The 21139-nt window shown below is 50.7% G+C and carries 19 protein-coding genes and 2 tRNA genes; 17 read left to right on the forward strand and 4 right to left on the reverse strand.

Annotated elements, in window-relative coordinates:
- Positions 1–31: 31 nt before the first annotated feature.
- Positions 32–1459 (reverse strand): D-alanyl-D-alanine carboxypeptidase/D-alanyl-D-alanine endopeptidase, encoded by a 1428-nt coding sequence (gene dacB / locus BGK46_RS13015; RefSeq protein WP_069589895.1) that lies wholly within the window; start codon positions 1457–1459, stop codon positions 32–34.
- A gap of 276 nt (positions 1460–1735) precedes the next feature.
- Here dacB and greA point away from each other — a divergent pair, with 276 nt between their 5' ends.
- Positions 1736–2209 (forward strand): transcription elongation factor GreA, encoded by a 474-nt coding sequence (gene greA, locus BGK46_RS13020; protein ID WP_069589897.1) that lies wholly within the window; start codon positions 1736–1738, stop codon positions 2207–2209.
- Positions 2210–2315: 106 nt separating this feature from the next.
- Here the strand turns inward: greA and yhbY are convergent, their stop codons facing one another.
- Positions 2316–2612, reverse strand: coding sequence for a ribosome assembly RNA-binding protein YhbY (gene yhbY, locus BGK46_RS13025; protein ID WP_069589899.1), 297 nt, complete (start codon positions 2610–2612; stop codon positions 2316–2318).
- A 206-nt stretch (positions 2613–2818) separates the two neighbouring features.
- On the opposite strand from yhbY, the gene rlmE reads away from it, so the two are divergent.
- The 4 genes from rlmE (at position 2819) to glmM (ending at position 7681) form a co-directional block, all read left to right on the forward strand.
- Positions 2819–3448 carry a 23S rRNA (uridine(2552)-2'-O)-methyltransferase RlmE gene (rlmE, locus tag BGK46_RS13030; RefSeq protein WP_069589901.1) on the forward strand — a complete coding sequence of 210 codons (630 nt, stop codon included), beginning with the start codon at positions 2819–2821 and terminating at the stop codon, positions 3446–3448.
- A 51-nt stretch (positions 3449–3499) separates the two neighbouring features.
- Positions 3500–5434, forward strand: a complete 1935-nt coding sequence (gene ftsH / locus BGK46_RS13035; protein ID WP_069589903.1) for an ATP-dependent zinc metalloprotease FtsH — start codon at positions 3500–3502, stop codon at positions 5432–5434.
- Between the two features lie 61 nt (positions 5435–5495).
- The gene (folP, locus tag BGK46_RS13040; RefSeq protein ID WP_069589905.1) at positions 5496–6338 is read left to right on the forward strand and encodes a dihydropteroate synthase; all 843 of its coding nucleotides are present in this window, start codon (positions 5496–5498) and stop codon (positions 6336–6338) included.
- A 5-nt stretch (positions 6339–6343) separates the two neighbouring features.
- Positions 6344–7681: a phosphoglucosamine mutase gene (gene glmM / locus BGK46_RS13045; RefSeq protein WP_069589906.1), complete on the forward strand. Its 1338-nt coding sequence runs from the start codon at positions 6344–6346 to the stop codon at positions 7679–7681.
- Here the strand turns inward: glmM and BGK46_RS17635 are convergent.
- A complete protein-coding gene (locus tag BGK46_RS17635; RefSeq protein ID WP_158074958.1) occupies positions 7678–7848 on the reverse strand; it encodes a hypothetical protein in 171 nt (56 codons plus the stop codon). The genes glmM and BGK46_RS17635 overlap by 4 nt on opposite strands.
- Positions 7849–7858: 10 nt before the next feature.
- On the opposite strand from BGK46_RS17635, the gene secG reads away from it, so the two are divergent.
- From secG to rpsO, 9 genes are all read left to right on the forward strand, one after another.
- Positions 7859–8197 carry a preprotein translocase subunit SecG gene (gene secG, locus BGK46_RS13050; RefSeq protein ID WP_069589908.1) on the forward strand — a complete coding sequence of 113 codons (339 nt, stop codon included), beginning with the start codon at positions 7859–7861 and terminating at the stop codon, positions 8195–8197.
- Positions 8198–8204: 7 nt separating this feature from the next.
- Positions 8205–8291: transfer RNA gene (locus BGK46_RS13055), tRNA-Leu, on the forward strand.
- Between the two features lie 65 nt (positions 8292–8356).
- Positions 8357–8433 (forward strand) — tRNA-Met (locus BGK46_RS13060).
- 420 nt (positions 8434–8853) lie between these two features.
- Complete coding sequence (gene rimP / locus BGK46_RS13065; RefSeq protein WP_069589909.1) at positions 8854–9309, forward strand: ribosome maturation factor RimP; 456 nt, start codon at positions 8854–8856, stop codon at positions 9307–9309.
- A 21-nt stretch (positions 9310–9330) separates the two neighbouring features.
- A complete protein-coding gene (gene nusA / locus BGK46_RS13070) occupies positions 9331–10818 on the forward strand; it encodes a transcription termination factor NusA (protein ID WP_069589911.1) in 1488 nt (495 codons plus the stop codon).
- Between the two features lie 21 nt (positions 10819–10839).
- Complete coding sequence (infB, locus tag BGK46_RS13075) at positions 10840–13557, forward strand: translation initiation factor IF-2 (RefSeq protein ID WP_069589912.1); 2718 nt, start codon at positions 10840–10842, stop codon at positions 13555–13557.
- An 87-nt stretch (positions 13558–13644) separates the two neighbouring features.
- Positions 13645–14037 carry a 30S ribosome-binding factor RbfA gene (rbfA, locus tag BGK46_RS13080; RefSeq protein ID WP_069589913.1) on the forward strand — a complete coding sequence of 131 codons (393 nt, stop codon included), beginning with the start codon at positions 13645–13647 and terminating at the stop codon, positions 14035–14037.
- A gap of 3 nt (positions 14038–14040) precedes the next feature.
- Positions 14041–15018: a tRNA pseudouridine(55) synthase TruB gene (gene truB / locus BGK46_RS13085; protein WP_069589915.1), complete on the forward strand. Its 978-nt coding sequence runs from the start codon at positions 14041–14043 to the stop codon at positions 15016–15018.
- Positions 15019–15271: 253 nt separating this feature from the next.
- A complete protein-coding gene (gene rpsO, locus BGK46_RS13090; RefSeq protein WP_069589916.1) occupies positions 15272–15541 on the forward strand; it encodes a 30S ribosomal protein S15 in 270 nt (89 codons plus the stop codon).
- 128 nt (positions 15542–15669) lie between these two features.
- Here the strand turns inward: rpsO and metE are convergent, their stop codons facing one another.
- Positions 15670–17943: a 5-methyltetrahydropteroyltriglutamate--homocysteine S-methyltransferase gene (gene metE / locus BGK46_RS13095; RefSeq protein ID WP_069589918.1), complete on the reverse strand. Its 2274-nt coding sequence runs from the start codon at positions 17941–17943 to the stop codon at positions 15670–15672.
- Positions 17944–18045: 102 nt separating this feature from the next.
- Between metE and BGK46_RS13100 the strand changes: the two genes are divergently transcribed.
- The 3 genes from BGK46_RS13100 to BGK46_RS13110 all read left to right on the forward strand — a co-directional run.
- Positions 18046–18936, forward strand: a complete 891-nt coding sequence (locus tag BGK46_RS13100) for a LysR family transcriptional regulator (RefSeq protein ID WP_069589922.1) — start codon at positions 18046–18048, stop codon at positions 18934–18936.
- 227 nt (positions 18937–19163) lie between these two features.
- The gene (locus BGK46_RS13105) at positions 19164–20921 is read left to right on the forward strand and encodes an Ig-like domain-containing protein (protein ID WP_069589920.1); all 1758 of its coding nucleotides are present in this window, start codon (positions 19164–19166) and stop codon (positions 20919–20921) included.
- The coding region (locus BGK46_RS13110; protein ID WP_217492740.1) for a hypothetical protein at positions 20870–21139 on the forward strand (270 nt) is incomplete at its 3' end. The genes BGK46_RS13105 and BGK46_RS13110, both read left to right, overlap by 52 nt.

Below are 21139 nucleotides of genomic sequence, written 5' to 3' on the forward strand. Positions count from 1 at the left end.
CGCCTCACCCTACTCGATGCTAAAGGTGCGTTTAAGGCAGCAGACGGCGATGGATCAGCGCCTGATAAAGCTCTCGCTCGAACTGAGTGATGGGGGCTGGTACGTTATCTGGCAAGGCCTCGTCATCAGGGTGGTAGTGGCTAACCAGCTGTACCACAATTTGTTGCTGATTGTCGTCAGTTTCAATAAACCCTGCCAAATTATGACTGCCATAAAGTGAACCGCTTTTCGCAAATAACCGCCCTTTGATGGGCGCGCGACGCACACTCTGGCGGTATTTTAAGGTGCCATCAATCCCGGCGATGGGCAGCATCGCTTTGAGGCCTAATTCTGGATGGGTGAGAATATAGTGCACTACCTCAGAAAGCTGGCGTGCACTTAAACGATTATTCCGCGATAGCCCTGAGCCATCAACCATGATGGCATGGGTAAGATCCAGCCCTTTCTCGGCGAGGATTGCTTTCACTGCCGCCACACCATTTCGGTACGACCCTGGTTGCTGAAAATACCGCTGGCCGACTGTTTTCAGCAGATTGTCCGCAATTAAGTTATCCGAGTCTTTTATCATGCGGGTTAGCAAGGCTTCCAAGTTGACGGAGTCGTGACGCGCCAGCTCTCGGACTTGGTTTGGAGTGCGCGCCTGTACAATATTGCCTGTTACTTTGACGCCGAGCCGGGCTAATTCATCGGCAATTATCGCTTTCACATAAGCGGGCGGATTTTGCACGGCAAAATTGAGCGGCAGCGGTCGCTCTCGATGCGCTAAACAGCCAGAAAAACGATAATGATTGCGGGGAGTTGCGGTAAGGTCTAAGTCACAGTGTGCCGCGTCTTTTTGCTCTTCACTGACCGCTCGAGCTTCAGTCGTCACTGTGATCGGTTGATGGCTAGGAACATGGACACGGGTATGCTCGGCGTCTGGTGTGCTGTATATCGCGCCTTGCACACAATTGTGATTGAGCGCAATGGACGTCGAGGGAGCGCTATAACAAACAGCGAGAATATCCCACGGCCAGCCAACAGCGCGTGATTTACCGCTAAAGATATGACCATCTAAAAAGACGTTATTAATCGTGGTGAGCCCTCGTGCAGGTAGCTGGCGAAGTAGTTGGCGCAAGTCTTTGCGTGTGAGCAGCGGATCACCGCTAAACACCAGCGCAATATCATCACCAGCTTGGACTAACCGAGTAGAAAAACGAAAGGTCTCTGGCAGATATAAGCGAGCGGCGAGACCGGTTACCAGCTTTTGCGTGCTGGCTGGTGGCAGTAATGCATCCGCTTGCAAGGCAACTTGAGGATGATTGGTTTTGACATCACTCACCCACAATGCCAGTTGGCTACCTTGGGGGAGGACTGGGGTGAGCTGTTCAACGCGCAGTGATTGCGAAAGGGCGGGCGAAAGGGCGCTGATCAATAAAACGCCAACCAGTACAATCGTTTGTCGAATAAAACCTGTCATGAATGCGTGCTCGGTCAGTTCTGTCTTTGCTCATCCTACCTTGTATAGCATTGAAGACAAGCGTCAAACGCACGCCGGCTGCGGCTGTACGTGCTTTTGTACCGGTGCGTGCCGTATAGGCCTCACGCTTTGCTTGGATCAAAGGTGATTTTGCGCGGATTCTTGTTTACAATCTGATGAAAGAGTTGAATTACGCCGCGCCCGAATCTTTGGTTTGGGCGTGGCTTTGTTTTGCCAAAATCCCTTTGCTGCGGATTGAAAGAGGTAATGTCATTTATGGATAAAGTGCCAATGACCGTACGCGGTGAGAAACTGCTGCGTGAAGAGCTGGATAAGTTGATCAAGCGTCGCCCTGAGATCTCCAACGCTATTGCTGAGGCGCGTGAACTGGGCGATCTAAAAGAAAACGCAGAGTACCATGCCGCTCGCGAGGAGCAAGGCATCTGCGAAGCGCAAATCCGTGACATCGAATATAAACTCTCGGTGGCACAAGTGATTGATGTCACCAAGATGCCACAAAACGGCAAAGTGATTTTTGGGGCGACCGTGACACTGATTGACGTGAACACGGATGAGGAAGTGACGTATCGCATCGTTGGTGACGATGAGGCGGATATCAAAGCGAACTTGATCTCAGTGAATTCCCCCATTGCCCGTGGTTTGATTGGTAAAGATGAAGGTGACGAAGTCAGCATCACTACACCGGGTGGGTTAAAAGAATTCGAAATCGATAAAGTCGAGTATCTTTAAGAGAAAGTGTTACAGAGTGTAAACATTCTCTGACTTTGACACAGTAAAAAGGCCGCAATGCGGCCTTTTTGTTAAGGTATGCGGCAAGTGACCGCGAACCATTCGGTTATTTGCGCGGCAGCTCGATTTTACGCTCTTCGCTTTGGCGATAGATCACCAAGGTTTTACCGATAACCTGTACTTTTTCTGCGCCAGTTTCACGAATAATGGCGTCAACAATCAGGTTCTTGGTCTCGCGGTCTTCAGAGGCCACTTTCACCTTAATCAGCTCATGGTGGTCAAGAGCAAGCTCAATTTCTGCGACCACGGCTTCGGTTAAGCCATTTGCGCCCATCAATACAACGGGCTTGAGCTGATGAGCCAGTCCTTTGAGATACTGTTTTTGTTTGGTGCTGAGTTTCATGTTGGCTCGATTTCTATTTGCTAGGGGTTGAAAACATGCCATTCTAACGCCATCTCACCACAAACTGAAACAGTATAAATGGTGCTCATCGTGTTGCTGGCGGTTGAGCGCGATTGCCGACATGGCCAGAAAGGTGAGAAAGCAGGAACAACGCGTTGAATTCCCGCTGAATGCGACCCAAAGCGAGAGCCACTTTTAGGAAAACCATGAGTAAAAAAAAGCACTCTGCTAGCTCCGGACGCTGGCTAAAAGAACATTTTGACGATAAATACGTCAACGAAGCACAAAAAAAAGGGTATCGCTCACGCGCTATCTTTAAACTTGAAGAAATTCAGCAAAAAGACCGTATTCTAAAACCGGGCATGACAGTGGTTGATTTGGGGGCCGCGCCGGGCGGATGGTCGCAATACGCGGCGACGCAAGTCGGCGACGAGGGCCAAGTCATTGCGTGTGACATTCTACCGATGGACTCGCTGCCCGGTGTTAGCTTCTTACAAGGGGACTTTCGCGAACAATCTGTCCTTGATGCCCTGTTAGATCGCATCCAACCGGACATGGTTGATGTGGTGATGTCCGATATGGCACCGAACATGAGTGGTAATCAGGCGGCAGATCAACCTCGTGCGATGTACCTGGTCGAGCTTGCGCTCGAAATGTGTCGTGAAGTATTGGGGCCTGATGGCGCCTTTATTGTAAAAGTATTTCAAGGCGAAGGCTTTGATCAGTATTTGGCCGAAGTGCGTAAAATGTTTAAAGCGGTCAAAATTCGGAAACCTGACTCGTCACGTGCGCGCTCACGTGAGGTCTACATTGTGGCTACAGGTTATAAACTGTAGTACCCTTACATTTATCTATCTCAGTTATGCGAGGCTAACACCTTGAGTGACATGGCAAAAAACTTGATTTTGTGGCTGGTTATCGCCGTTGTCTTGATGTCTGTGTTCCAAAGCTTTGGACCAGGCGACAGCGCCGGTCGTCAAGTCGACTACACCACCTTCGTACGTGAAATCGGCAACGATCAAATACAGGAAGTAACTTTTGACGATCGTGAGCTGACCATTACCCGACGTGACGGCTCACGCTATGTCACTTTCATGCCTGTGTATAACGATCCTAAGTTGCTGGACGACTTGCTCAACAAAAACGTGCGCGTAAAAGGCACGCCACCTGAAGAGCCAAGCATGCTGGCCTCGATCTTCATCTCATGGTTCCCCATGTTGCTGCTGATTGGGGTATGGATTTTCTTCATGCGCCAAATGCAAGGTGGCGGCGGTAAAGGCGCCATGTCATTTGGTAAATCCAAAGCCAAGATGATGAGCGAAGAGCAAGTCAAAACCACCTTTAATGACGTGGCTGGTTGTGACGAAGCCAAAGAAGACGTCAAAGAGCTGGTGGATTACTTGCGCGACCCTAGCCGCTTCCAGAAGCTAGGGGGTAAGATCCCAACCGGCGTACTCATGGTTGGTCCTCCGGGTACCGGTAAAACCTTGCTGGCAAAAGCGATTGCCGGTGAAGCGAAAGTGCCTTTCTTTACCATCTCGGGGTCTGACTTTGTAGAAATGTTCGTGGGTGTGGGTGCCTCACGCGTACGTGACATGTTCGAACAAGCCAAGAAAGCGTCGCCGTGTATCATCTTTATCGATGAGATTGATGCGGTGGGCCGCCAACGTGGTGCCGGCCTTGGGGGCGGACACGATGAACGTGAGCAAACCTTGAACCAAATGCTGGTTGAAATGGATGGTTTTGAGGGCAACGAAGGCGTGATTGTGATTGCCGCGACTAACCGCCCAGACGTTCTGGACCCCGCGTTATTGCGTCCTGGCCGTTTTGACCGACAAGTGGTGGTCAGCCTGCCAGATGTCCGTGGCCGTGAACATATTCTGAAAGTACACATGCGCAAAGTGCCGTTGGGTAACGACGTCGATGCGTCTTTGATTGCGCGTGGTACACCCGGGTTCTCGGGAGCCGATCTTGCCAACTTGGTGAACGAAGCTGCGTTGTTCTCCGCGCGTGGTAACAAGCGCGTGGTGTCGATGGTCGAGTTTGAGCTTGCCAAAGACAAAATCATGATGGGTGCTGAGCGCCGCTCAATGGTGATGTCGGAAGAAACCAAAGAGTCGACTGCGTACCACGAAGCAGGACACGCGATTGTCGGTCGCTTAGTGCCTGAGCACGATCCTGTGTACAAAGTGTCGATTATCCCGCGTGGCCGTGCGTTAGGTGTCACCATGTACTTGCCAGAGCAAGACAGAGTCAGCATGTCTCGTCAGCACCTCGAGTCGATGATTTCGAGCCTTTATGGTGGTCGCTTGGCCGAAGAGCTGATTTATGGCAAAGACAAAGTGTCGACCGGGGCATCAAACGATATTGAGCGCGCGACCGATATCGCCCGTAAGATGGTGACGCAATGGGGTTTCTCCGAGAAGCTAGGCCCACTGCTTTATGCTGAAGATGAAGGTGAAGTCTTCCTTGGTCGCTCTGTGACGCAGACCAAGCATGTGTCTGATGACACTGCGCGCCTGATTGATAGCGAGATCCGTGACATCATCGACCGTAACTATCACCGTGCGAAAGAGATCCTAGAAGAAAACATGGATATCATGCACGCGATGAAAGATGCACTGATGAAGTACGAGACCATTGATGCTGCCCAAATTGATGACCTGATGGCACGTCGCGATGTTCGCGAGCCAGCGGGTTGGGAAGGTGGCAGTGGTGGCTCATCATCGGATGACACACCGAAAAAACCAGAGGCTTCCTCTGAAGCGTCTGATGATAAAAAGCAAAAGCCGCTAGACTCAGAAAACCAATCTGAAGCCTAAGCCCACGCGATATAAAACCCCGATCTTATCGGGGTTTTTTTGATCCTTGTTGGGACATCTCATGGAAATAACACACAAAAATAAACGACTCTCCCTGGATAGCCCTGTTGTGATGGGCATTCTTAATGTCACCCCAGACTCTTTCTCTGATGGGGGGCAATATCAGCAATCGAACAAAGCGATTGAACATGCCATGCAAATGCTTGCTGATGGCGCCACGATCCTTGATATCGGTGGTGAATCGACCCGTCCCGGCGCTGCTGATGTGGCAGAACAAGAAGAAATCGATCGGGTTGTTCCTGTCATAAAAGCCATTCGCGCCCAATCGGACTGTTGGATTTCTATTGATACCAGCAAAGCGGCTGTGATGCGTGCCGCGATAGATGCGGGGGCGGATTTGATTAATGATGTACGTGCCTTGCAAGAGCCTGGCGCACTCGAGGTGGCAGCTGAACGACAAGTGCCTGTGTGTATTATGCACATGCAAGGGCAGCCGCGTACCATGCAAGCTGCGCCAGCGTATGACAATGTTACCCGTGACGTAAAAGCGTTTTTAACCGAGCGAATCCAAGCGTGTGAAGCTGCCGGCATTTCAAGACAACAGATTATCCTTGACCCTGGCTATGGGTTTGGTAAAAGCTTGGCCCACAATTATCAATTGCTTGCCGAGTTAGACAGCTTCCATGATTTTGGCTTGCCGGTGTTAGCGGGCATGTCGCGTAAATCAATGATCTATAAGCTGGTCGATAAGACACCACACGACATTTTAGGTGGTAGCATTGCATGCGCGACCTTGGCAGCGCAGAAAGGTGCGCAAATTATTCGCGTTCATGATGTGAAAGAAACGGCGGACGCGCTGCGTGTGGTCGCCATGACAAAGCGTGCAGGCGCACTAGGAGAATAAAAATAATGGCAGAACGTAAATATTTCGGTACCGATGGGGTACGTGGCAAGGTAGGTGAATTCCCAATTACCCCTGAGTTTATGCTCAAGCTTGGTTGGGCAGCAGGGCGTGTCTTGTCGCAACAAGGCACTCGTAAGGTACTGATTGGTAAAGATACCCGGATTTCAGGCTATATGCTCGAATCGGCCCTCGAGTCCGGTTTATCTGCCGCAGGTCTTGAGGCCGCATTTACCGGTCCGATGCCCACCCCTGCGATCGCATATCTGACTCAAACCTTCCGCGCTGAAGCGGGTATTGTGATCTCTGCTTCTCATAATCCGCATTACGATAATGGAATTAAATTTTTCTCATCAGAAGGCACCAAGCTACCCGATGCGGTTGAGCTGGCTATCGAAGCCGAACTTGAAAAGCCGTTGAGCTGTGTGGAGTCCGCCGAGCTGGGTAAAGCGAGCCGTATTAATGATGCCGCGGGGCGCTACATCGAGTTCTGTAAAGGCACCTTCCCCAGCGCACTGAGCCTGAGCGGCCTCAAGATTGTGCTCGATTGCGCGCATGGTGCAACCTACCATATTGCTCCTTCAGTCTTCCGAGAGCTGGGGGCAGAGGTAACGACGATTGGTTGTGCCCCCAACGGCACCAACATTAACGACAAAGTTGGTGCGACAGACGTGCGTGCGTTGCAGCAGCGTGTCCTGGAAGAAAAAGCGGATCTTGGTGTTGCGTTTGACGGGGACGGCGATCGTGTGATCATGGTGGATCATCTTGGTAACAAGGTCGATGGTGATCAAATCGCTTATATCATTGCGCGTGAGAGCCTGCGTCGCGGTGAACTTAAAGGTGGTGTCGTTGGTACCCTGATGACCAACATGGGCATGGAACTGGCGCTTAAATCACTGGGTATTCCTTTTGCGCGCGCCAAAGTCGGTGATCGCTATGTGATGGAAATGCTGCAAGAGAAAGGTTGGCGTATCGGAGCAGAGAATTCCGGCCATGTGATTGTGCTGGATAAAGTGACTACCGGAGACGGCATTGTGGCTGCATTACAAGTGTTAGCTAGTGTTGCAGCGACCGGCATGGATCTAAAAACACTGACCGACGGTATGACACTTCTGCCGCAAGTGCTGGAAAATGTCCGTTTTAAAGGCGATGTTGACCCACTACAAAGCGAAGCCGTGCTTGCCGCGAAGGCGAATGTGGAAGAAAAGCTGGGTGAAAAAGGGCGTGTATTGCTGCGCAAATCAGGTACTGAGCCACTTATCCGTGTCATGGTTGAAGGGCCTGATGCGGAAACCGTGAAGGCTTATGCGCTTGAAATTGCAGAGGCAGTCAAAGCAAACTGTTAATAATTCATCAGCGGGTGGTTATAGAATGCGCAAACAGTGCCGAAATCAGGGTTTTTTGCATTTTTCTCTTGTTTCGGCATCAGGCTTTCGCTAGTATTCACCCGCTCCCAACGAAGGGGGCTGCGCTGGCTGAGAAGTAACACTGCCGGCTCAACAACCTGGAGCATAGGTGGAACCATGTACGAAATTCTACTTGTGATTTATCTGTTGGCCGCAATCGGTGTAATTGGCCTGGTTCTGGTTCAGCAAGGTAAAGGCGCAGATATGGGAGCCTCGTTCGGGGCTGGAGCATCAAACACAGTATTTGGCTCTGGCGGCTCTGGAAACTTTTTAACCCGAATGACAACCGGTTTTGCGATTGCATTTTTTGCTCTGAGCTTGGTGCTAGGTAACATGACAGCCCATAAGCCAAAAGCGCAAAGCGGTTTTGAAGATTTAAGTCAGCCTGCCGTAGAACAGCAAGCGACACAAACTGAGAATGAAATCCCTGTTGATAACAGCGAGATCCCTCAGTAAAAAATTTGCCGAGGTGGTGGAATTGGTAGACACGCTATCTTGAGGGGGTAGTGCCTATATGGGCGTGCGGGTTCAAGTCCCGCTCTCGGCACCAAGGTTCTCAAAGTGCAATCACTTGCACCTTTGAAAGAAAAGGCGATATAATCATCGCCACTCGGACGCGGGATGGAGCAGTCTGGTAGCTCGTCGGGCTCATAACCCGAAGGTCGTCGGTTCAAATCCGGCTCCCGCAACCAAATTTAGGTTTTGGAAGGTTAGGCTGCTGAATAGCCGAAGGTCGTCGAAGCTGCACTTCGCGATAAAACCCATCTTCCGGAACCACATTTAGTTAGTAGTTTACTCAACTGCTAAACTGAAAGACGCGTTAGCGTTCTTTTACAAAGTTACGCTAACTCGGCTAGCCAAAGGCTGGCCGTTTTGCCCTCGGGGCAGTGCCAATAAAAACCATTTTTATCGGCACGGAGAGTTACTCTCTCGTTATTGCTGAAATATTTCCGAGACCAGCGATAACGGCTATACCAACGACATGCGTCACTGGTATAGCATCAGGGTCCAGTTACATTAAACCCCGATTATCGGGGTTTTTTGTTATCTGAAAACGACCATTCGGATAGTAACTGGGCTTTTAAGCCCTTTTTTTATTTCTGGGGTTTGGAATGACAGGATTAGAGAAACAACTGACTGAACTTTTGACCGCGCCGGTTGAGGCGTTGGACTATGAGTTAGTTGGACTAGAGTTCGTTCGGGCTGGCCAACACTCAACATTGCGTATTTTTATTGACCATGAAAATGGCATTACTGTCGACGATTGCGCCGATGTAAGCCGTCAGGTTAGCGCAGTGTTGGATGTGGAAGACCCAATCACAGTGGCGTACAACCTGGAAGTGTCATCGCCAGGCGTGGATCGCCCACTGTTCACCGCTGATCATTATCAGCAATTCATCGGGCATGAAGTGAACATCGTGCTGAAAATGGCTATGCAAAACCGCCGTAAGTGGAAAGGAGAAATCCTTTCTGTCGATGGCGACACCATCACGGTTCGCGTTGACGGCCAAGATGAGGCGTTTGCCTTGAGTAATATCGCCAAAGCAAACCTGGTTCCTTCATTTTAAAAGTAAATGAGGCATTAGTAGATGAATAAAGAAATCTTGGCTGTTGTCGAAGCGGTCTCAAACGAAAAAGCCGTTCCGCGTGAGCGTATTTTTGAGGCACTGGAAACCGCACTGGCAACGGCAACCAAAAAGAAGTACGAAGCCGACATTGATGTACGTATCGCCATTGATCGCAAAACCGGTGAATTCGATACCTTCCGTCGTTGGCTCGTGGTTGACGAAGTCACATTGCCAACCCGTGAAATCACATTGGAAGCGGCGCAATACGAAGACGAAACGATTGAACTTGGTGGTTACATCGAAGACGAAATCGAGTCTGTCACTTTTGACCGTATTACTACCCAAACCGCGAAGCAGGTGATCGTACAAAAGGTACGTGAAGCTGAGCGTGCACAAGTGGTTGAGCAGTTCATGGATAACGAAGGTGAACTGGTTACCGGTGTTGTGAAAAAAGTGAACCGTGATGTGATCATCGTGGATCTGGGTAATAACGCAGAAGCTGTGATTCAGCGTGACGATCAACTACCGCGTGAAAACTTCCGTCCAGGCGACCGCGTCCGTGGTTTGCTGTATGCTGTGCGCCCAGAAGCGCGTGGCTTCCAGCTCTTCATGACACGTTCAAAGCCAGAGATGCTGATCGAGCTGTTCCGCATTGAAGTGCCGGAAATTGGCGAAGAAATGATTGAGCTGATGGGTGCGGCACGCGATCCGGGCTCACGTGCGAAGATTGCCGTGAAGACCAACGACAAACGCATTGACCCTGTCGGCGCTTGTGTCGGTATGCGTGGTGCGCGCGTCCAAGCCGTTTCAGGTGAGTTAGGCGGTGAGCGTATTGATATCGTGCTTTGGGACGATAACCCAGCGCAATTTGTGATCAATGCAATGGCACCAGCCGATGTGGCCTCTATCATCGTCGATGAAGACACCCACACCATGGATATTGCTGTTGAGGCAGATAACCTAGCACAGGCTATCGGCCGCAATGGTCAAAACGTACGTTTAGCCTCACAACTGACCGGTTGGGAACTGAACGTCATGACGGTTGAAGACCTTCAGAAAAAACACCAAGAAGAAGCACAAGCCTCATTGGAGCTGTTTGTTAAACACCTCGACATCGATGAAGACTTTGCCGCGACCTTGGTTGACGAAGGTTTCACCACTCTAGAAGAAGTGGCCTACGTTCCAACGAGCGAAATGCTCGAAATTGATGGCCTAGATGAAGACACTGTCGACATTTTGCGCTCACGTGCCAAAGAAGCGTTGACCACCATCGCACTGGCACAAGAAGAGTCGCTGGAAGGCGCTGAGCCTGCTGACGATCTGTTGGCGCTGGAAGGTCTTTCTCGCGAAATGGCCTTTAAATTGGCGGCGAAAGGCGTGAAAACGCTGGAAGATCTTGCCGACCAAGGCACCGATGATCTGTTGGACATTGAAGGATTGGACGAAGTAAGTGCGGGCGAGCTTATTATGGCAGCACGTAATATTTGCTGGTTCAGCGACGAAGCGTAAAGACGGCAAAGGAGGAGCAGAATGTCAGAGGTTACAGTACATACACTGGCGAAGGAAATTGATACGCCAGTCGATCGTCTGCTGAAGCAGTTTAAAGAAGCTGGTATGCAAAAGTCAGCTGACGATCAGGTAAGCCAAGATGAAAAACAAGCCTTGTTGGCGCATCTCAAACGTGAGCACGGCGACAACGGCAATGCTCCGACGCGTCTGACGCTACAGCGCAAAAAACGCAGCACGCTGAGCGTCTCAGGAGCTGGCGGAAAGAACAAAGATGTCCAAGTTGAGGTGCGTAAGAAACGCACCTATGTGAAACGTAGCGAGCTTGAAGAGCAAAAGGTTGCGCAAGAAGCGGAAGAACGTGCCAAACGTGAAGCCGAAGAGAAAGCGCGCCAAGAAGCTGAAGAGCAAGCGAAGCGTGAAGCAGAAGCGAAAGCTAAGCGTGAAGCTGAAGAAAAAGCCAAACGCGAAGCTGAAGAGAAAGCCAAACGCGAAGCCGAAGAGAAAGCTAAGCGTGAAGCCAAACCGCAAGCGCAACCACAAAACGAGCAGTCCGAAGAGGACGCAGCGGAGACTGCTGCAGCTCGTGCTGCCGATGCGCAAGCGAAGAAAGAAGCTGATGAACTTAAGCGTCGCCAGGAAGAGGAAGCCAAGCGTAAAGCTGAAGAAGAAAGTCAGCGGCAGTTAGAAGAGGCACGCAAAATGGCAGAAGCAAACCAAGAACGCTGGTCTGAACAAGATCAAGCGCTAACCACCATGGAGGCAGCTGATCACCATACAGTTACCTCTCAGTATGCCCGCGAAGCGGAAGACGAAGCGGATCGTCGTGAAGAAAGTGCTGCACCGCGTCGTAAGAAAAAGAAAAAAGCGACTCAAGCTGAGGATAAATCACCTCGTGGCCGTCGTGGCAAAGGCGGGAAAGGCAAAGGTCGCATGGCTAAGCCAACCTCGATGCAACACGGCTTTAAAAAGCCAGCGCAAAAAGTAAACCGTGAAGTTGAAATCGGTGAAACCATCACCGTTGCCGAATTGGCCAACAAAATGGCAGTCAAAGGCGCTGAAGTCGTTAAAACCATGATGAAAATGGGCGCGATGGCGACCATTAACCAAGTGATTGACCAAGAGACTGCACAGCTTGTTGCAGAGGAAATGGGTCACAAGGTTATCTTGCGTAAAGAAAACGAGCTGGAAGAAGCGGTACTGTCTGATCGTGATAACGATGCACCCGTCGCGCCACGTGCGCCAGTCGTTACCATCATGGGTCACGTTGACCATGGTAAAACTTCACTGCTTGACTACATCCGTAAAGCACACGTTGCCACGGGCGAAGCGGGCGGTATTACCCAGCACATTGGTGCGTACCACGTACAAACCGACAATGGCATGATCACCTTCCTGGATACCCCAGGACACGCCGCGTTTACCGCGATGCGTGCACGTGGTGCCGGTGCAACGGATATCGTTGTCTTGGTCGTTGCTGCCGACGACGGCGTAATGCCACAAACCATCGAAGCGATCCAACACGCAAAAGCGGCCGGTGTGCCTCTTATCGTGGCAGTGAACAAGATGGATAAAGAGGGTGCGAACCCTGACAACGTGAAGAACGAACTGGCACAGCATGACGTTATCCCAGAAGACTGGGGTGGTGAGAACATGTTTGTTCACGTGTCTGCGAAACAAGGCCAAAACATCGATGCGCTACTAGAAGCTATCTTGCTGCAATCAGAAGTGCTTGAACTGAAAGCGGTTAAAGATGGTATGGCGCGTGGCGTTGTGGTTGAATCTCGCCTCGACAAAGGTCGTGGTCCAGTTGCTACCGTATTGGTTCAAGAAGGTACGCTCAAAAAAGGCGATATCGTTCTGTGTGGTCTGGAATATGGCCGTGTCCGTGCGATGCGCGATGAGAATGGCCAAGAAGTAGAAGAAGCGGGACCTTCGATTCCTGTGGAAATTCTGGGCCTATCTGGCGTGCCTGCTGCGGGTGATGAAGCCACGGTGGTACGTGACGAGAAGAAAGCGCGTGAAGTGGCGCTGTATCGTCAAGGCAAGTTCCGTGACGTTAAGCTGGCGCGTCAGCAAAAAGCCAAACTGGAAAACATGTTCTCGAACATGGAAGAAGGTGAAGTGGCTGAGCTGAACATCGTACTTAAAGCTGACGTACAAGGCTCAGTGGAAGCGATCAACGATGCACTGGTTAAGCTCTCAACTGACGAAGTAAAAGTGAAAGTTGTGGGTTCTGGTGTTGGTGGTATCACTGAAACTGACGCAGTACTTGCAGCCGCGTCTAACGCCATTATCTGTGGCTTTAACGTGCGTGCGGATGCCGCTGCGCGTAAGACCATTGAAGCGGAAAGCTTGGATCTGCGTTACTACTCTGTCATCTACACCATGATTGATGAAGTGAAACAAGCGATGAGCGGTATGCTTGCGCCTGAATTCAAACAAGAAATCATCGGTTTGGCAGAAGTGCGCGATGTCTTCAAATCACCAAAACTGGGCGCCATTGCCGGTTGTCAGGTATCTGAAGGTGTGATTAAGCGTAACAACCCAATTCGTGTCCTACGTGAAAACGTGGTTATCTACGAAGGTGAGTTGGAATCACTCCGCCGCTTCAAAGATGATGTGAACGAAGTGAAGAAAGGCTACGAATGTGGTATTGGCGTGAAGAACTACAATGATGTTCGCGTTGGTGACCAAATCGAAGTCTATGAAACCGTTGAGATTCAACGTTCAATCGACTAATTGAACGAGACAATACAACGAGGTTGTTTGGATACACCGTGGGGGGAGGCGCATGCGCTTACCCCCATTTTGTTGAGAGAAAAGATTATGGGTAAAGATTTTAGCCGTACTGATCGCGTTGCGCATCAGCTGCAAAAAGAGATTGCACTGATCCTACAACGCGAAATCAAAGACCCTCGCATCGGAATGGTCACCGTATCCGATGTGCAAATTTCACGTGATCTGGCGTATGCCAAAGTCTTCGTGACCTTTTTAACCGTCGATGAACAAGCCCCTACCGAGAGCCTTAAGGCGCTGAACGAAGCCAGTGGCTACATTCGTTCATTGGTTGGCAAAGCGATTCGTTTGCGTGTGACCCCTGAGTTGACCTTCGTGTTTGACGAGTCACTGACTGAAGGGATGCGTATCTCGAACTTGGTCAGCAAGGCGGTACGCGATGACGATGAACGTCGCGGTGATGATGAAAAAGGTGAGGAGTAACTGATGGCGCGTCGTCAACGTCGTCGAGGTCGTCCGGTGGATGGGATTATCCTACTCGATAAACCAACCGGCATGACATCTAATGATGCTTTGCAAAAAGTAAAACGTATCTTCTTTGCGGAGAAAGCAGGCCACACGGGAGCACTGGATCCACTTGCAACTGGGATGCTGCCGATCTGTTTGGGTGAGGCAACCAAGTTCTCTCAGTTTCTGCTCGACTCCGATAAACGTTATCGAGTGGTCGCCAAACTGGGTGAGCGTACCAATACTTCAGATGCAGATGGTGAAGTGGTAGAAACCCGTGACGTCAAAGTAAACCTAGGTTTGCTTGAGCGTTGTATTGCAAAATTCCGCGGGGAAACCCAGCAGATCCCATCGATGTTTTCGGCGTTGAAATACCAAGGGAAACCTTTGTATGAATACGCGCGCCAAGGCATTGAAGTACCACGTGAAGCGCGCACCATTAAGGTCTATCAGATTGAGCTGCTGCGTTTTGAAGGTCATGAAATCGAGATGGAAGTGCATTGTTCAAAAGGCACCTACATCCGGACCATTGTTGACGATTTAGGTGAAATGCTCGGCTGTGGTGCACATGTCACGGCACTGCGTCGTATTGGTGTATCAGGCTATCCAGCACGAAACATGGTGACCTTAGAGCAGCTTGAAAGTCTGCTTAACCAAGCGCGTGAGCAAGAGATCCAGCCAAAACAACTGCTCGATCCTTTGCTATTGCCACTTGATACGGCGGTACAAGATCTGCGCGAGATTAACCTTCTGCCCGTCGTGGCAAGTTATGCGCTACAAGGTCAAGCGGTGCAAGTGCCTAACGCTCCGACCGAAGGGTATGTGCGTTTAACGGCTGGCGACGAGCGTCAGTTTATCGGTGTAGGTGAAATTGATGCTGATGGCCTGGTTGCGCCGCGCCGTTTGGTCGCGAGCCGTCAACCTGAGCCGCAAACCGCGAGCAGTGACAACGCCTAGCTACACGTTGGCGGCACGATTAGCTAAGACATGCGCTTTCCAAGTACAGCTGGCGTGAGCGTTTACGGGCGTGCTGCGAATAAACTTGTCGCATTTTCAAGCGGTAAGGTAGCGACAGTAAGAAATTGGCGTGATAGTCGGCAATAACATTGCGATACCCAGTTAAAACGGGTAGAATTCGCGCCTTCGGGCACTGGCTGAATCAGAGATTGGCTAGTGCATGATAATCACACACTCTTATTAGGAGAGCATTATGTCTCTGACTGCAGAAGCAAAAGCTAAAATCGTTGCTGATTTTGGTAAAACTGAGAACGATACTGGTTCACCAGAAGTTCAAATCGCCCTGTTGACTGCATCTATCAACGATCTGCAATCGCACTTCGCTGAGCACAAAGGTGACCACCACAGCCGTCGTGGCCTGCTACGCATGGTTTCACGTCGTCGTAAGCTGCTGGACTACCTGAAAAAGAACAATGTTGACCGTTACTTGGACGTTATCAAGCGTCTAGGCATCCGTCGCTAAGATTCTGGAGAAAAGGGAGCTCAGGCTCCCTTTTCTTTTGCGATAAAAAACGCGCCATCGGAGTTATCCGTGGCGCGTTTTGTCGTTATAGGGTTCAGTCATGCGGGTAGCGGTACGCTGCTGACGCGCTATTCCTGACGAAGCGCTTTCGCCGCTGCAACCATATTTTCTAATGCCGGGATCACCTCATCCCATTGGCGGGTTTTTAGGCCGCAATCTGGGTTTACCCACAACCTTTCTTCCGGAATACGAGCGGCAGCCTTTTTCATTAACGCAATAATTTGTGCCTGACTGGGAATGTTTGGCGAGTGAATGTCATACACACCTGGGCCAATATCATTGGGATAGTCAAAATGATCAAATGCATCCAACAGTTCCATATCCGAGCGTGAGGTTTCAATGGTGATCACGTCGGCGTCCATGTCAGCAATCGATGCGATGATATCGTTAAACTCGGAATAACACATATGGGTATGGATTTGCGTCTCGTCACTCACGCCATTGGCGGCAATTTTAAACGCGTTGATGGCCCAATCGAGGTAGTGTTGCCACTCACTGCGGCGCAGAGGTAACCCCTCACGGAGTGCCGCTTCATCTATTTGAATGATTTTAGTGCCGGCTTTCTCAAGATCTTGCACCTCTTGGCGGATCGCCAGTGCCAGTTGGTTACAGGTCTGAGATCGTGGCTGATCATCACGCACAAATGACCAATTAAGAATGGTGACCGGTCCAGTGAGCATGCCTTTCAGCGGCTTATCAGTCAGAGACTGAGCGTACTGGGTCCATTCCACGGTCATCGCTTTCGGGCGTTCAATATCCCCAAACAAAATCGGCGGCTTCACACAGCGAGAACCATACGATTGTACCCAGCCAAACTGACTGAACACATACCCATCCAGCTGTTCGCCAAAGTACTCCACCATATCGTTACGTTCAGCTTCACCGTGAACCAAGACATCGAGCCCTAACGCTTCTTGCTTTTCCACCGCATGGGCGATCTCTTTGCGCATAATGTCTTGATAAGTGGCGGCATCAATATCGCCCTTCTTGTATTGCAAGCGTGTTTGGCGAATGGTACTGGTTTGTGGAAATGACCCTATGGTGGTGGTCGGGAAGCGCGGCAGTTTAAGCTGCTCGTGTTGCACGCGAATACGTTCGGCAAATGGACGTTGCCGTGTTCCTAACTGCGGTGTGATTGCTGCCAATGCGGCTTGCACCTTAGGGTTGTGTACGCGCGGTGATTGCTGACGGCTTTCGATTGCTTCACGATTATTGTCCAGCGCTGACTGAACAGTCTGACGGCCGTGATTAAGGGCGCGAGCGAGTACATCCAGCTCCTCGAGTTTTTGATGGGCAAAGGCAAGCCAGTTTTTTACCTCAGGATCGAGCTTTTGTTCGCTCGCCAAATCGACCGGCACGTGCAGCAAAGAGCAAGAAGGTGCGAGCCAGAGGCGATCCCCCAAAGATTGATGAATCGGTTCGAGCCACTCTAACGTATCATCAAGGTTAGTTTTCCAAACATTACGACCATTAATCACACCCAGAGACAGAACGTGTTGATCGCTAAGCGCTTCACGGTATGCATCCACATCCCTTCGGCCACGAATAGCATCCAAGTGCCAGCCGTCAACGGGCAATGATTGCGCTAATGGACGATTTTCAGCTTGCTCGCCGAAGTAGCTCGCCAGCAATAACTTGACCTTAGTTTGGCTTAATGCACGATACGCGGTTTTTAGCGCCGTCTGCCATTCAGGCGCAAGCTCCGTGACCAAGATCGGCTCATCGATTTGGACCCACTCAATGCCTTTTTCTGCCAGTTTGCTCAGTAACGTTTGATACACGGGCAAGAGCTTATCGAGCAGATCCAGCTTGTTAGAGGCATCTTTTTCCTTACCTAGCCACAGATACGTGACGGGACCGACTAAAACCGGTTTAGCCTGAACACCAGCTTGTTTGGCTTCTTCTATTTGCGTCAATAGATTTTCAGCATGAAGACTAAACGTTGTTTGCGCGGTAAATTCTGGCACGATGTAGTGATAGTTAGTGTCAAACCACTTAGTCATCTCACCGGCGTGCACGCACTGGCAAGCACTATCGTTTGCTGAGCGACCGCGAGCCACGCGGAAGTAGTCATCAAGGTCGTTGTCTTGGTGCGAGGCAACACGCTCAGGCACATTGCCGACTAAAAAACTGGTGTCGAGTACATGATCGTAAAATGAAAAGTCGCCTACGGGAGCGATGTCGAGTTCACTTTGTTGTTGCCAGTGATTGCGGCGCAGATCTTTCGCAAGATCGGTTAAGTCTTGTTGTGATGATTCGCCACGCCAGTAACGCTCGAGTGCAAATTTAAGTTCACGCTGTGCGCCGATACGTGGAAAGCCGAGATTATGAGTTTTAGCCATCTATACGTCCTCCTTTTCGATTGAAATCAGCATAGGGCTTTCTCGTTATGAACTAAAATGGCATTATTTCATCAATCAATGAATTTTGGTCATGGAAAAGACATGTTAGAACGTCACCACCTTCATATTCTGCGTGCCATCAAAGAGCAAGGGTCGCTTACCGCAGCCGCAGAGACGCTATACCTCACTCAATCCGCGATTAGTCATGCAATGAAAAAACTGGAAAGCCAGCTCGGGATTCGCTTGTGGCAAAAGTCGGGGCGGCAGCTTCACTTTACGCGAGCGGGTGAGTACTTGCTTACGCTTTCTGAGCGTATGCTCCCTCAATTCGAGCACGCTGAACAGCAACTTAAACAATTTGCACAAGGCCAGCGTGGCACACTGCGCATTGGTATGGAGTGTCATCCTTGTTATCAGTGGTTGCTTAAGGTGGTTGAGCCTTTCTTGCATCAATGGCCGGATGTGGATGTTGACGTTAAACAAAAGTTCCAATTTGGTGGTTTGGGCGCATTATTTGGCCATGAGATTGATGTACTCGTCACGCCCGATCCTTTGCTCAAGCCAGGTATAGAGTACGTATCCGTATTCGATTATGAACTCGTGCTGGTTACTCATCGCCAAAGCGCGCTGGCAGCGTTTGACTACGTTGAACCCCATCAAGTGACGCAAGACGTCCTGATCACCTACCCAGTTGATCAATCGCGTTTAGATGTCTTTACCCAGTTTTTGGCGCCGGCGCACTGTGCACCACGCAAACACAAAACGATTGAAACCACAGATATCATGCTGCAAATGGTTGCCGCAGGGCGAGGGATTGCGGCTTTGCCCAAATGGCTGGCGCAAGAATACCAACAGCGACTCAACCTTCATATTCTTCGTATGGGCGAACAAGGTATTCACAAGGCAATTCATCTTGGGATGCGAGAAGAAAAACGGGATGATTACATTGATGACTTTATCGTCAAGGCACGTGAGACATCGATGTATAAATAAGAAGTAATTAGTAGCACGTGATTTACGCTATATACTTGATATAAACACAGAATCATTGCCTCTTTGAGAACAACGCTTTCCTTTCTACTTTGTCTCATTTTTGAGCCGTATGGGTCGCACATTTCTAGTTAAAATCACTTTCATCTATATCTATATGCTTAGATAATCTGAGGTAATAGATATTTTGAATGCGTCTCACACTTTTCCCGGTTAAAGAGTCTCGTACTATGAAATCAATCTCGCTCTCTCGCAACGTTACAATCGATACAATCCAAGGCAGTGGTCGTGTTTTAGTCAATGGTGAACTGACCACACTCACCGAAGGGGGCACGCTCCCATCGGGTACCCAGCTTGGCTTGCCGGATAGCAGTGACACCGTTATCACCTTGAGTGACGGGACACAGCTTATGATTGAACCGCAGAGCGAATCACCTGACTCCCTCTTCGACGCATTGCCGCAAGACGTTCAAGACGAAATCGCAGACATTCAACAGCAAATTCTTGACGGTGAAGGCGAGATCACCATTCAAGAAGATCAGGCAACGGCTGCGGGGCAAGATGCGACCGGAAGTGGCTCGTGGAGCTATGTCAATGTTGCGCGTGATGGAAGCGAGACCATCGCAAGCTCAGGGTTTGACTCAGACTCGATTGCTAATAACGCAGGCGCGATTAGCACTAATCAAGAAGATGGCTTTGGGCGCTTGGTAGATACAACGGCGCCCAACGCGCCAGGTGTAACCATCCTCAACGATGCAAATAATGATGGTTTAATTAGCAGCCAAGAAATTGGCGGTGGTATCCGTGTATCTATCGATCTAACGGGCACCAACGCCAACCCAGGCGATGTGTTAACGGTGAATGGACAAACCTTCACCCTGACTGACGACAATATTACCGACGGCTCTGTCGTCGTAACCCTCCCTGATACTCCCGTGGACGGTGAAACCCTCACCGTAGACGCCACCATTACCGACACCTCCGGTAACACCTCCGCACCGGGCAGTGATAGTGCAACAATTGATACCAGCGCAGAAGCTGGCACGGTCAGCGTAGATAACATCACAGCCGATGACGTGATTAACAAAGCCGAAAGCGGACAAACCATCGCGGTGACCGGTACGGCGAAAGGTGGCGACATCAGCGAAGGCGATGTGGTGACCATGACCATCAATGGTACCGAGTACACCACCACCGTGGATGGCAGTGGCAACTGGACAGTGGATGTGGCGGGTGCCGATCTGGCCGCGGACACCGAGTTTGAAGTCACAGTGAGCTCGTCGGATGCGGCAGGCAATACGGTAGAGAGCATCGGTTCATCAGAGCATGATGCCGATACGGCCATCGCGACGCCAAGCATCACGCTAGAAGCGGCGGATGCGAACAACGATGGCATCTACAACGATGAAGAGCTTGGCGAAGACGGCACCGTGACGGCGACCATCTCGGTAGCGGGCTCAGAAGTGGGCGATACGCTGACGTACACGGTGGATGGCACGGAAACCACCATCACGTTGAACCAAGATCAAATCAACGATGGCATCACTCTCAATGTGGCTCCAAGTGCGGTTGTGACCGCGACGCTGTCGGATGAGGCGGGCAACCAGTCAGACACCGTGACAGAGACCGCGCTGGATGCCGATAGCGAAGCGCCGACCATCAGCATCACCACGCCAATCGCAGGCGATGACATCATCAATGCTGCGGAAAGTGACGATCCACTGACCATCAATGGTACCACCACCAACATGGAAAACGGTCAAACCGTGACGGTGACCATCGATGGTGTTCAATACACAGCGGAAGTGACAGACAACGCGTGGAGCCTGGAAGTACCGGCAAGCGCCGTTGAGGCGTTAGCGGAAGGCACTCAGACCATCAAGGCGGACGTGAGTGATAAAGCGGGCAACCCAGCACCGCAAGCGAACAAACCATCGTGGTGGATACCGAAATCGGCACAGACGGTGACGACGCCACCAACGCGGTAAGCATCGACAGCATCACCGAAGACACGGCGGATGCGACCGACTTCATCACCAGTGACAACCAGTTGGTGATCAGCGGTAGCGTGGACTTGGCGGAGGGCGACAGCCTGACGGTGACCTTCAACGGCACCGATTACACGACGGAGAACGGCCTGAGCATCGACGGTGGCCAGTGGACGTTGGATATGACGGGCACAACGCTGGCAGCAAGAACACAAACA

The sequence above is a fragment of the Salinivibrio sp. SS2 genome, from assembly GCF_001722075.1.
GTDB lineage: Bacteria > Pseudomonadota > Gammaproteobacteria > Enterobacterales > Vibrionaceae > Salinivibrio > Salinivibrio proteolyticus.

Bases quoted from the DNA above. Each gene is read 5' to 3' on its own strand.
- dacB (WP_069589895.1), bottom strand. From the start codon at position 1,459: ATGACAGGTTTTATTCGACAAACGATTGTACTGGTTGGCGTTTTATTG.
- greA (WP_069589897.1), top strand. From the start codon at position 1,736: ATGGATAAAGTGCCAATGACCGTACGCGGTGAGAAACTGCTGCGTGAA.
- yhbY (WP_069589899.1), bottom strand. From the start codon at position 2,612: ATGAAACTCAGCACCAAACAAAAACAGTATCTCAAAGGACTGGCTCAT.
- rlmE (WP_069589901.1), top strand. From the start codon at position 2,819: ATGAGTAAAAAAAAGCACTCTGCTAGCTCCGGACGCTGGCTAAAAGAA.
- ftsH (WP_069589903.1), top strand. From the start codon at position 3,500: ATGGCAAAAAACTTGATTTTGTGGCTGGTTATCGCCGTTGTCTTGATG.
- folP (WP_069589905.1), top strand. From the start codon at position 5,496: ATGGAAATAACACACAAAAATAAACGACTCTCCCTGGATAGCCCTGTT.
- glmM (WP_069589906.1), top strand. From the start codon at position 6,344: ATGGCAGAACGTAAATATTTCGGTACCGATGGGGTACGTGGCAAGGTA.
- BGK46_RS17635 (WP_158074958.1), bottom strand. From the start codon at position 7,848: ATGCTCCAGGTTGTTGAGCCGGCAGTGTTACTTCTCAGCCAGCGCAGC.
- secG (WP_069589908.1), top strand. From the start codon at position 7,859: ATGTACGAAATTCTACTTGTGATTTATCTGTTGGCCGCAATCGGTGTA.
- rimP (WP_069589909.1), top strand. From the start codon at position 8,854: ATGACAGGATTAGAGAAACAACTGACTGAACTTTTGACCGCGCCGGTT.
- nusA (WP_069589911.1), top strand. From the start codon at position 9,331: ATGAATAAAGAAATCTTGGCTGTTGTCGAAGCGGTCTCAAACGAAAAA.
- infB (WP_069589912.1), top strand. From the start codon at position 10,840: ATGTCAGAGGTTACAGTACATACACTGGCGAAGGAAATTGATACGCCA.
- rbfA (WP_069589913.1), top strand. From the start codon at position 13,645: ATGGGTAAAGATTTTAGCCGTACTGATCGCGTTGCGCATCAGCTGCAA.
- truB (WP_069589915.1), top strand. From the start codon at position 14,041: ATGGCGCGTCGTCAACGTCGTCGAGGTCGTCCGGTGGATGGGATTATC.
- rpsO (WP_069589916.1), top strand. From the start codon at position 15,272: ATGTCTCTGACTGCAGAAGCAAAAGCTAAAATCGTTGCTGATTTTGGT.
- metE (WP_069589918.1), bottom strand. From the start codon at position 17,943: ATGGCTAAAACTCATAATCTCGGCTTTCCACGTATCGGCGCACAGCGT.
- BGK46_RS13100 (WP_069589922.1), top strand. From the start codon at position 18,046: ATGTTAGAACGTCACCACCTTCATATTCTGCGTGCCATCAAAGAGCAA.
- BGK46_RS13105 (WP_069589920.1), top strand. From the start codon at position 19,164: ATGAAATCAATCTCGCTCTCTCGCAACGTTACAATCGATACAATCCAA.